The sequence below is a fragment of the Sphingomonas sp. OK281 genome (assembly GCF_900115295.1).
In the GTDB taxonomy this organism is placed as follows: Bacteria; Pseudomonadota; Alphaproteobacteria; order Sphingomonadales; family Sphingomonadaceae; genus Sphingomonas.
In genome coordinates this window covers 393,866-405,364 of sequence record NZ_FOVZ01000002.1, presented here as the reverse complement: position 1 = coordinate 405,364, position 11,499 = coordinate 393,866, and the positions used below count along the sequence as shown (strand labels likewise).

The following is an 11,499-nucleotide window of genomic DNA, read 5'->3' as shown; positions in this document are numbered from 1 at the left end:
CGCTAGCCGGGTAGATCGCCAATCTGACATAAATTTCCCTTTGTAGTTTTTCTGCACCGTACGGACGGACGCCCTTTTGTCGAGGTACGTTGGAGCGTGCACGAAAACGCATTTTGCCCTCTCCCCGCCTATGAGCCACTCATGGCGGAGAATCGTTCATGTTGAGGGTTCGCCGGCGATTTAGCTGCATAAAATGCCGTCCCAAAAGCCTGCGGGCGAGGCGTGGGGGCAAGTGCGTTTGTTCTGGTGAGGTTTTGCGCGGCTTTATCAAGACGGAAGCATACCTGCACCAGGCTTTTTCCGAGCCTCCTCTCGGCGATGAACGAGGGGCAGGGATCGATCAGAACAAATCATGATCGAGTTAACGCATACAGCTTGACCGTGTCGGTTTTTCCGACCAACTTGTCGGTAAGAAAAACAGACAAGGTGATGAAGGTGCGACCAATCGGTTCTTTCGTTGAAACGATTATCCTGCGCGAATCTTGGGAGGTTGTCCCGCGCCTCGACGAGCTGAACCTCGATTTGAATCGCCTCCTTCACGTTAGGTCCGTTGCGCTAGGTGAGCGAGCCAACGCCACCCCTTTCCATTGCGCCAATGCCCCGGGCACGTTTGCCTACCAATACGGCACTTGGGCGCTACGGGAGCAGTTCGTCGACGAGATCTGGCGGGTTGACCGTTCGGAGGGAGTCGAGGGCATTTATAACTCGCAACGCCAGACCCGCGTGGTTTTCTGCAACGTTGATGTGAGCTGCAATGATATCGCCCACCCTAAGCCGCGCTCCGATAAGGGATCGGGCGCCGAGCGCGTATGCCAGGGAAACTTGTTTGGAAGCTTACCAGTGTACACCCAGCAGGCCGCCAGCTCGATAGCGACCTACTATCTGATGGTCGATGAAACAGGTGCCGTGGAGTTGTCGCGTCCGATCATTGCCGATGGCACCTTCGTTGCCTGCCTTGAGCGTATTTACCTTTCTCAGGGCGGCCCGAATGATGAACTGGTTACGGCCTTGCCGCTCGACTCCGATGATGCCATCGGCGGTTTCGATCCGCAGGTAGCCCGCAAGTAACGAGTTTTCATATGTTTAATCCGAAACGGCTCAGTCTGGCCCGCAAGCGGCGCCGGCTGACCGCGAAGGCGCTTGCCGAATTAGCCGGGCTCGCCATTGACACCGTCTTGCGCCTTGAGAAGGGAGCGCACTCACCGGACGACATGACGATTGCCCGCTTAGCGCGAGCTTTAGCTTACCCTCATAGCTTCTTCACATCGTCTGACCCTATGGACCTTGACGTCGATGCCGTAAGTTTTCGGAGCTTCTCGAAGCTCAGCGTCCGGGAACGGGAAGCTGCAATCGCCGCTGGATCGCTGGGGTTGCAGTTAAGCGCTTGGGTAGAGGAACGGTTCGCCCTTCCGCAGATTAAAATGCTGGACCTAAGCTACGAAACAAATCCGGAAGTGGCAGCGCTGAACCTACGGCAATTCTGGGGTATTGGGGAACGTCCGATTGGCGATATGCTGGGTCTACTAGAGACACATGGTGTAAGGGTTTTCTCTCTTTCGGAAAATACCGCAGCCGTGAACGCCTTCTCATTTTGGCGAGACAACAAGCCTTACATCTTCTTGAACAACTTTAAGACGGCGGAAAGCAGCATATTTGATACCGCCCACGAGCTTGGGCACCTGGTCATGCACAAGCATGGCGATCCGAAAGGCATTCGGTCCTCGGAACGGGAAGCCGACGCATTCGCGTCAGCCTTCCTTATGCCGGAACGTGATGTGATAGCCAGGATACCGAGACCGATCACGGTCGATCTTGTGCTTAGAGCAAAACAACGTTGGCGGGTTTCAGCGATGGCCATGGCATATCGCATGAAAGCTTTGCGATTGCTCTCGGATTATCAGTACAAATCGATTTGTATTGAACTTGGCCGCCGAGGCTATCGCACTGCGGAACCCGGTGGAATCGAACGTGAGACATCAATCGTTTGGCGAAAAATGCTCTCGCACCTATGGAGCGAACGGACAACGAAAGCGGAAATAGCGCGAGATCTGAATATGCCCCTCGACGAACTGGAGGGACTGATTTGGAATCTTGCTGCCGTTGGCAGCCATCCTGACAGGAACGACAAACCGTTACTTCACGCCGTTTGAGAAATGATCGCCGGAGCGACAAGTGAAACCTGCCGCTCCGGCTCGAACATTACATTTCCGTAATCCGCGGCAACAGCGCACGCAGCGTGTGAGGGTAGCTGTTTGTCCCGCGAATCGTGGCAGCAGCGCCCGACACATCGATCACGACCAGCAGGTCGGTCGACGTCAAGAGAAGCGTCCTAAAATAAAGACGGTTCTCCAACTCGGAAATGCTCTCGTTCGTTGAAACGAGGGCGAAGGACGTGGTTTCGGTCCACACTGTGTTACATGCACGGATCTGCCCCATAAGGCTTTCATAACGAGCATGGTACGTGGAGTCTGATGCCAGTTTAAAACTGACGGCGTACGTTGACATCGCGCGGTCCTTCTAATGGACATTTTGCAATCGCCTTGACCCGCCACGCGAACAGAGTAATCTGCTCGCGCTTGGAATAGCCGTTCCGCTGACGATTGCCCCGTGTAGCGGATGAACAGAGCCGGGGTCGCCAAACCCCGGCTCAATTCATGTCGAGCGCATGTATCGTTAAGAATCGGTGAAAAGTCGATAGAGGGGCACCGACAGAAAACGGAAAATCGTCGACTGTGCCAAAATTACCACATTGGGGTATAGCCACCCCTCTAGCCTACTACTTTTTACGCTGCAAACGCAAAGCGCGGCATTACATCTTTAATGTTGATATCGTGACTTTTATGCATCACTCATATTTAATCGTTCTACGGATCGCGCAGATTCCGGTCATTCAACGTCAACAATAATGGTTGGCGATAGGTACTAACGTTTAGTTGTGTCGACGCGCGATTATAACGGCGCTCCTGTCTTTGCCATCGGTTGAAACGCCTCGAACGCGATCGCTTCCTCGCCAAGCCAGTCGTTGATCTCCATCATCCGCATCATAATCGGCGTGGCGACGTTGATATGGAACGCGTTTGCGGCGTCAATGATGCTACCGAGGCCACCAGCGTTGTGCGGCACGAAGCCGAGCAGGATAGGCGGCACGCGGTGCGATGCGAGGACGTCCTCGGTTGTCGCCTGCTTGATGCCGAGGAACTCATCCTTCGCCGCGGCCTCGCCGATCGGGATGATCTGGACGCCGTCCTTCTTTCCGCCAGGCGCATGAATGAACAGATTTTTGAAATTGCCGACACCCTTGGCTCCCTCGAGCGCTTCCTCGATATCGTCCGCATCCTCGTCCGACATCGTTGCCTCGTTCAAATAGAACACGAAGCCAGCATGCGCGCCGTTCTGGAAGTAGCGACGACGAAACAACGTCGACTGCTCATTGAGGAAAGCGGACTGCAGCGCAGCCAGGTACTCGGGCACGCCATAAATCTCTTGCTCTAGATCGGTCTCATAAAGCTGGAACACACTACCAGGAGCGAACGGCACTTCGTTTCGGTAACCGGGCACCCAATAGAACTCGCCTTCGTCCTTTCCGCGCCGCGTATGGATCGCCGGCGAATGAACGAGCTTCAACGGCCGACCGCTGATGCTGTCACGCCGCTCGAGATAGCCATTGCCCATCGTAAGGTAGTTGAGGGCAAAATCCGCGAAGTTCCGCCGGTCCAGTAGTCGAGACGGCTTGAAGTGGCGGACGAGCTGATCGCGCTTGTACTGCAGCGCGCTCGAATGGTGCGCCGTCGCGCGATAGGCGCGGGCGAGGCCCTTGGGCGGGATTGGCGGCTCGTACCACCGCCCATTTAGCCCGCACTCGGCGTAGCTGATCATGTCCCGGCGATCGAGAACCGCCTCTGGCTCGCCGAAGCGAAATGCCCTGGTGCGACCCGTTGACGTTCCGGCCGGTGCCGAACTCGTCACGATCGCGCCGGCGCCGGCCGCGGCGTCGCTCACTGGCGCCGGCGCTGGGATCATCGGACTTGTCATGGAGGGCTCTCACTCTGGTTTTGGTGCTGGTGGTGTCGGTTGGATCGAGCGGCTCGTTGTAGAGCGCGTGCATGATGGCCCAGGCGAGATCCGCGTGGCCGGTATCGCCGGCGCGGCTCGCGACATAGGTTACCTGGCGCTGGCTCTTCGTCAGCTCGGCGCGGATCGCCATGAAACTCGCCATGATATCGCGCGCGCCCTGGTCGAACTCGAGACGCTTGGCCTGCATCACGCTCTTGGCCTTCAGGACCATCTGCGTCTTGACCGGCACCGAATAATCGATCCGGCGTGCGGTCGGGAATTTCTTCACCACGAGCTGCCACACCGAGGCGCCAACGCCAGTGGTATCGATGCCGATATAGCCGACATTGTACCGCTCGAGCTGGTCGAGGATCATTTGCGCCTGCTCGGCAAAACCTTTGCCCTTCAGCCGGTGCTTTTCTAGGACCCGGAACTTGCCCTTCGCCCCGTTAGGCGCGGCGACGATCACCATCGCAGCATCGTCACCGGCCGCGCTTTCGGCCGGATCGTAGCCAATCCACACCTCGCCATCACGGAACGGCCGGATAGCAAAGGGATCGAAGTCTTTTGCCCAAGCGTCCCAACTATCGACGCCGCACGATCGCATGAGATTGAACGGGAACATCGACGCCGTGTCGTCGACGAAATTACACATGTAGAGGTTGTCGAAGACGTCGGGCGCATAACGCCGGCGCAACTTGTCCAGGTCGAACAGGTTGCACCCGCCGGCCTGCGCATCGAGAATGCTGACGCGCTGCCGCCAGATCCCGTCCGCGCCCTCGACGCCGGCGCGCAATTGCTCGTCGGTGAATCGGAAGTTGGCGCGATCCGCCTTTGGCCGATCCTCGTTGTACGCATCGCCGGACCATTTCTTGTACGCCTGGTGCGCGATCGTCGACGGTGTCGAAAAATAGGTAATCCGGTAGCGTTTCTGGCTCGCCATAGCGCTGGCGACGTCGTCAATTTGCTCGAAGCCGTGAACCCAGAACACTTCGTCAATATAAACGTCACCGTGGTAGGACTGCGCGGTCTTATAGTTCGTACCGAGGAAATAGAGCTTAGGTTGCTCGCCTAGTGGTCCTTCAACGCCATCGAGATCGAGCGTAATCGGATCGCCCTGCAACTGGACGCCAACGACCTTTAAGACGAAATCGATAATGTACGCGCGGAAGTTGTTCGCCTGTGCGCGACTTGCCGATATGAAAAGCTGGTTGTTGCCTGTCTCTAGCAACCGGATGAACGCTTCGCGCGCGAAATAGTAAGTCGCACCGATCTGGCGGCTCTTGAGGATGAACCGCGTAGTAAGCGCGGACGATCCCATGAGATCATCTTTCGGCCCACGCCACGCTAGCTGATAGTCGAAGAGATCGGTCTCAAACGCGTCAATGAGCTTTGCGATTTGCTCTTCGTCTAAGTGATTTTTGCGTGCAGCCTTTTTAGGGCCGGCATTACGCGCGGCGACCTTCGGATTTAGGTCGACCTCGTTGCCGCCTGGCGCCAGGTAACGGCGCACACGTGCCATGCGCTCGATCTGGCGGCCGAGCAGGTCGATTTCCTTGTAATCGCTACCCGACTTCGTCTCTTTGGCGACGAGCATGCAGTAGCGCGAGACCGTGCAATCCTCGGCGCGCTCGATCTGCGGAGCGTCATCCCACTTGTCGCGCCCCTTCCAACTGGCGACGGTCGCGGCATTCAGCGTCAGGCCGTGGTCGCCGACACCTCGCCCGCCTGGGGTTTCTACCTGCAAACCCATGACGGGGAACCGCTGCTCGACGCGGCCGACAACACCTTTCTGGATACCGCACCATGAGCGCGCTCAAACTGATTCTCACCGATGCCGGCATGGAGCGCTTCACCGCGGCGCAGCTCGGCAACCCGATCGACCTCACCGTTGCCGCGATCGGCCTGACTGCGCAGGACTTTTACGCCGCGCCGACGTTGACCTCGCTCCCCGGTGAGTTCCGCCGGGTCACCGCGGTTTCCGGCTCTGTCGTTGGCGACAATACCGCGCACATCGTAATGCGCGACGATGCCGAGATCGGCTACACCGTGCGGGGCTTCGGCCTGATCCTCGCCGATGGCACGCTGCTAGCTGCCTATGGTCAGTCGACGCCGATCGTCGAGAAGTCCACGGCCGTAACGCTGCACCTACCGCTCGACCTCGCCTTCCCGACCGCCGCGATCGATAAGCTGACGTTCGGGGATGCGAACTTCCTTAATCCGCCTGCGACCACGACGAAGAAGGGCGTGGTCGAGCTGGCGACGATCACAGAAGCGCGCGCCGGCGCGGACTCTACGCGCGTTCCTCCTGTCGCGGCGGTCCAGGCGATGCTCGAGCAGCGCCTGCCAGCAGGCGTTATTCTTCAATGGTTCGGCGATGTCGACACCGTTCCCGCCGGCTGGGCGCTTTGCGATGGTCGATCGGTCGATCGCGCGGACGGCAACGGCAAGATTGCGACGCCGGATATGCGCGGCCGCACCGCAGTTGGCGCTACAGCGGAAGCGCCGGCCGGTGCCACGTTCGGCGCGACGTCGAGGGATCTGACGACCAGCAAGGCGGGCGCACATACGCCAGTCGCGACGATCACGATCGATGCGATCGCAACCGGCGTCTCTATAGGCACAACGACGCGCAACGTCGACGCCGGTGGATCCGCAAACGGCGTCATCACAAGCGTCAGCGTGAACGATCCCACCCATACCCACGGCGCGCATGCGGCTGTCGAGGCGGTGCCGTCCCACGATCATACCGCCACGATCGACGTCACCCAGCCGTCGCTCTCTCTCAACTACATCATGAAGATCTGAACTATGGCGAAGATCACACAACTCGAGCGGCTCGCAAATCCGACTGGCGATGAGCTGGCCGTGGTCGCCGATATGGCGGACGGCGGCAAGACGAAGGGCATAGCGGTTGGTCCCCTAGCTATGGCGGCTGCAATGCCCGCTGTGGAACTTGCGGAGACCGCGCGCGATGGTGCTGAGGCTGCCGCGCTGGCGGCGTTTGTTGCTATGGGCGACGGTGTCTATGACAGCGTCGAGGACGGCATTGTCGGCGCTGACGATGGCGAGGGCTTCTACGTTCGGGGCAATGACAGCGGCCTAGAACTCTGGATCCGCGATGGCGCGACAGCGCGCCTGTACGTCGCGTTCGCGACCAGGTCGTCTCTGCGCAACAACGGGATCAACCTTTGGGAGATCGCCAAAGGCGACGGCGTCACGAACGATACCGATGCGATCGCCGAAGCGATCGACACTGCGGCGTCGTGGAAGGTCGGCCGCATCAACTGCGGCAGCGATCGGTACACCTACAAGATGGGCGGTGACTTCCATCGCTCGCCGAACAGCGACTTCAATCGTGGCCTGGTCGAATTGCGCTCAAGCATCGCGCTCGTTGGCGCGGCACCAGGTTCGCGTCCGACGTTCAAGATGGCGGGCGGATACTACAACCCCGGCGGGCTGTTCTCCGATCGCTTCTGGGAAGGCAGCTTTATCGAAGGCGTCCACTTCGAAAACCTGATCCTGGACGGCAATATCGCCGCTCAGACCTGGAACGCATCGGGTGGGACCGACTTGGGGGGCGGTGACGCCGGTGCGGATGTATTTCAGCACAGCCATCTGGTTGCGCTGCTGCTCGCGAAGAAGATCTCCGCCCGCCGGTGCGCGTTCCGCAATGCACGGGGCGACGGCATCACCACCGGCGGACGCCGTGACGGCGTAGTGTATGATTTCGCCCGCGATCTGCTCGTCGAATATAACGATTTCGAGAACCTGTTTCGCCAGGGCGTCAACGCAGCCACGAACGTCGTTCGTCTCATCGGCAATCGCTACAGCGGCGATGGCTTCTGGGTAGGCGCCGTCACGCTCGAGGTCGGCGAGATCGTCGACGTCGTGCAGGACTTCTGGGCCGCATACGAGCAGTTCGACTTCCGCATCGGCGTATCGCCGCCCGAGCGCACGCCTAAGTGGCGAGCGACCAGTGCGGAGGCGGCAGCACGCCGAATCCACCTGCGCCGCGCGTATGCCGCGAGCGGAAACTTCTACACCAGCTATCCGGACTTCAAGTTTCCCGGCAAGCTCGGCCGCCTTAGCCTGGTGCATCCGAAGATCTGGCAGGGCACGATCGACTGTTTCGGTTTCGACCGCGTTCATATCGACCAGCCGCAGATCGAGAACGTCTACGAGGATACGACCGATCACTTTCTGATTGGCCCCAACTCTATCCATGCAGGGCCTGCACGTGATGCCGATCGCGTAACCGGCCTTGCCGATTTCATCGTGTCCAAACCGATCATTCGGAGCGACCTTGGTGGGCCGGGGATTCACGTCTCCCGTTTCGAACGGGTCAACATCGGGGGCGGCTCGATCGTCGGCGGTCGTGATGCTGGCATTCGCCTGGAATCCTGCGGCGGATCGGTCACCGATATGCATATCCAGGATGTCGGTCGCCTAACGGTCGGCGGTGATGCCGCCATCCGCGATGCGTCTAGCTCGGCAATCACCGTATTTGGAACGGGGGGCGATCTCACGATCGCGGACATCCGCGCGAAGGATACCCGCGTCGGCGATGCTCGCCGGATGACGCAAGCTGTCTATGCGAACGTCAGCACGGAAACACTGACGCGTATCCGCGACGTAACCGGGCGCAACATGATCTCCGGCGTCGTGAAGGACGTCAACAATTCGACGATGACCACCGGCGCCAGCGACGGCGAACGCAAGCTGCGTTTCAACAGCCCGATCGAGATGAACGGTGGCCTGAAGGTCGATGGCCCCATCGAGTTCGTCAGCAGCGACGGCGATCTGAATATCACGCTCCGCGCCGCGCTGGGCACCAACACGAAGCTATCCTTCATCAAGGGCATCGGGCTCGAGGCACAGATCGCGCAGCTCGCGGACGGCACGCTGCAGGTCAACATCTTCGAGAACGGCATCGCGACCGGTTCGCCTACGTCCAGTGCGTCGGGGAGGATGTCGGGGCAGCTCTGCTCTACCGCGACAAGTTCTCGGCTCGCGAGCTGATGGGCGTCTGGCCGGAATGGACGGGCGGCATCGCCGGCACTTGGTCGGGCAAGGCGGTCGCGATCGCGCTCGGGCTGCGCGCGGCGATCGACGAAGAGACCGGCTGGCATAAGTCGCTTTCCAACGTCCCCGTCGCCGGCGTGACCGGCATGAGCAAGGACGTTCATTTCGACCTGCAGGACATGTCCACCGATGCCGGCCTGCTCAATGCCGGCCACGTCACCACGCTGGTAAACATGAACGGCCATCGCTTTTGGGGGAACCGTACGTTCTCTGAAGAGCCGCAGTTCGCCTTCGAAGTCGCGGTGCGTACCTCGCAGGCTATTCAGGACGAGATCGCAAAGGCACTCGCGCGGTTCATCGACAAGCCGATGACTAAGGGCCTGGTCGTCGACATCGTCGAGACGGTCAACGCATCGCTCCGCCAGTGGGTGTCCGAAAACCGTCTTGTAGGCGGTTTCTGCTGGTACGATCCCGCGGCCAACCAAGAGGCAGCGCTCGCCGCCGGCCGGCTCGTGATCGATTATGACTTCACGCCATGCGCGCCCTTGGAAGGGCTCGAGCTGAATCAGCGGATCACCGACAAGTATTACGCCGGTTTCGCCGACAACATCGCCGCCTAACCGCGCCGGCGCCCCGCGAACCATCTGCAACTTCCGAACATCTAAAGGACGAACGTCATGCGCCTTCCCGCAAAGCTGAAGAATTGGGACGTCCACGTCGACGGCGAAAGCTACGCCGGCGTTGCTGGCGAAATTGCCCTCCCCAAGCTCGCCGAAAAGGTCGAGCAGTGGCGCGGCGCCGGCATGCTTGCCGAGGTCGATATCAGCATGGGCCTCGAAAAGCTCGAGATGGAAACGAAGTTCGGCGGGCTGGTGCTGGGCATCCTCCGCCAGTTCGGCGCCACCACGCTTGGCGGCGTGATGATCCGTTTCAACGGTGCCTACCAGGATGACTACACCGGCAGCGTTTCCGCGGCCGAGCTGGTCGTGCGTGGCAAGCACGTCGAGATCGATCCCGGCACCGCCAAGCCAGGCGACAACACCGAATGGACCGTCAAGTCGACGCTCACCTACGTGCGCTGGCGCGTGAACGGCCGGACGGAGGTCGAGATCGACGTGATCAACTGCATCATGATCATCAACGGCGTCGACCTCATGGCCGAGATCCGCGCCGGCATGGGCCGCTGATCGAACACTTCCCCCTGAAATTGCGAATTTGCGCAATTTTGCAAATCTGACTCCAGGACCTGCATCATGGCCGATCTGCCAGAACTTCCCGCGACCATCACCGTCGACCTCGATACGCCATTGAAGCGAGGCGACGACGCGATCGCAACGCTCACCTTCCGCCGGCCGACTACCGTCGTTCTCTTGGATATGTCGCTGATCCAGCTCGGCCTAGTCGACATGGACGTGATGCGGGACCTGCTCACCCGGACCAGCACGGTCGGCCTGATCGGTGAAGAGGTCGACAAGATCGACGGCGCCGACATGCTGCAGATCGCGCGCGATGTTTCCGATTTCTTCCAGATCGAAGAATTCGAGGATCTCGAGATCCATATCGACGGCGACATCGTCACGATCCCGCTCGTTAAGCCGATCGTCCGCGGCGAAACCACGCTCGATGAGCTGCGACTGCGTCGTCCGGATAGCGGCTCGTTTCGATCGCTTTCGCTCGCGCGAATCGGGCAGATGGAAACGCGGAGCCTCGCCGGACTGTTGCCGCGTATCAGCATGTCGCCTCTCACCGAGGCGGACACGTACGCGGCCGAACCAGGCAAGCAGCGTGGTTCGTTACACGCGTTCCTTGTCGCCTCGATCTGCACGCTCGCTCGTCCTGGCGCGATCGTCGACATCAACGTGGCGCCCGATCGCCAGCAATGGTGGCCGGGTTCGCCCTTGATCGACCTCAATCCGCACGGTCGAACACAGAACAAGAAGCACCGTGCCCTTGTGCCTGTTCTGCCTGCTTTGGACCGTTGGCTTCGCGCCGAATACGCTACGTACATAGCGCTCTCGCAGCAGGACCGCGCCGGCCGGGGCTGGCTGGTAAACTATCACGGCCGGCCAATCCAGGACGTCGACCGCGCATGGGACACCATGCTGACGAACCTCGAGCTGCCGAAGGGCCGCGAGTGGCGGTCATACCTGTTGCGCCACAGCCTCGCGACCCTCGCGCGCAACCGCGGCGCGACGAAGTGGGATCTTGAGGGCTTCATGGGACACAGCGACGGTAGCCAGACGGAAGTCTACGCGATCGGCGAATTTCCGTCCGTCGTGACAGCTCTCGAGGGGATCGTCGCTGATATGGAGCGGCTCGCGCCAGGTGCAATGCACCGAAGCCGCACCGAACACGGTCTAGTCGGCCAACTCAGCAAGGGTGACGAAAATGTGAGTTAAAACAAGCATTTAGCTTGGTTTT

General features: G+C 59.9%; 8 protein-coding genes and 1 pseudogene. 6 read left to right on the top strand and 3 right to left on the bottom strand.

Going from position 1 to position 11,499, the window contains the following annotated elements; all coding sequences use genetic code 11:
* Positions 1 to 375: 375 nt before the first annotated feature.
* Positions 376 to 1,068 (top strand): hypothetical protein, encoded by a 693-nt coding sequence (locus BM244_RS08070; protein ID WP_217649104.1) that lies wholly within the window; start codon positions 376 to 378, stop codon positions 1,066 to 1,068.
* 11 nt (positions 1,069 to 1,079) lie between these two features.
* Positions 1,080 to 2,150, top strand: coding sequence for a helix-turn-helix domain-containing protein (locus BM244_RS08065; RefSeq protein WP_093398447.1), 1,071 nt, complete (start codon positions 1,080 to 1,082; stop codon positions 2,148 to 2,150).
* Positions 2,151 to 2,199: 49 nt separating this feature from the next.
* On the opposite strand, the gene BM244_RS08060 is transcribed toward BM244_RS08065, so the two are convergent.
* The 3 genes and pseudogenes from BM244_RS08060 to BM244_RS23505 form a co-directional block, all read right to left on the bottom strand.
* The gene (locus BM244_RS08060) at positions 2,200 to 2,505 is read right to left on the bottom strand and encodes a hypothetical protein (RefSeq protein WP_093398446.1); all 306 of its coding nucleotides are present in this window, start codon (positions 2,503 to 2,505) and stop codon (positions 2,200 to 2,202) included.
* Between the two features lie 444 nt (positions 2,506 to 2,949).
* Complete coding sequence (locus BM244_RS08055) at positions 2,950 to 3,876, bottom strand: phage portal protein (protein WP_254784346.1); 927 nt, start codon at positions 3,874 to 3,876, stop codon at positions 2,950 to 2,952.
* A gap of 187 nt (positions 3,877 to 4,063) precedes the next feature.
* Positions 4,064 to 5,806 (bottom strand): annotated as a pseudogene (locus BM244_RS23505) (terminase family protein); the annotation flags it as partial.
* A 53-nt stretch (positions 5,807 to 5,859) separates the two neighbouring features.
* Between BM244_RS23505 and BM244_RS08045 the strand changes: the two are divergent.
* From BM244_RS08045 to BM244_RS23500, 4 genes are all read left to right on the top strand, one after another.
* On the top strand, positions 5,860 to 6,861 hold the full coding sequence (locus tag BM244_RS08045) for a tail fiber protein (protein WP_093398443.1): 1,002 nt from the start codon (positions 5,860 to 5,862) through the stop codon (positions 6,859 to 6,861).
* Positions 6,862 to 8,558: 1,697 nt separating this feature from the next.
* Positions 8,559 to 9,698, top strand: a complete 1,140-nt coding sequence (locus BM244_RS08040; protein WP_368086067.1) for a phage tail sheath C-terminal domain-containing protein — start codon at positions 8,559 to 8,561, stop codon at positions 9,696 to 9,698.
* A gap of 57 nt (positions 9,699 to 9,755) precedes the next feature.
* The gene (locus BM244_RS08035; RefSeq protein WP_093398441.1) at positions 9,756 to 10,265 is read left to right on the top strand and encodes a phage major tail tube protein; all 510 of its coding nucleotides are present in this window, start codon (positions 9,756 to 9,758) and stop codon (positions 10,263 to 10,265) included.
* A 66-nt stretch (positions 10,266 to 10,331) separates the two neighbouring features.
* A complete protein-coding gene (locus BM244_RS23500) occupies positions 10,332 to 11,477 on the top strand; it encodes a tyrosine-type recombinase/integrase (protein ID WP_139226882.1) in 1,146 nt (381 codons plus the stop codon).
* Positions 11,478 to 11,499: the final 22 nt, after the last annotated feature.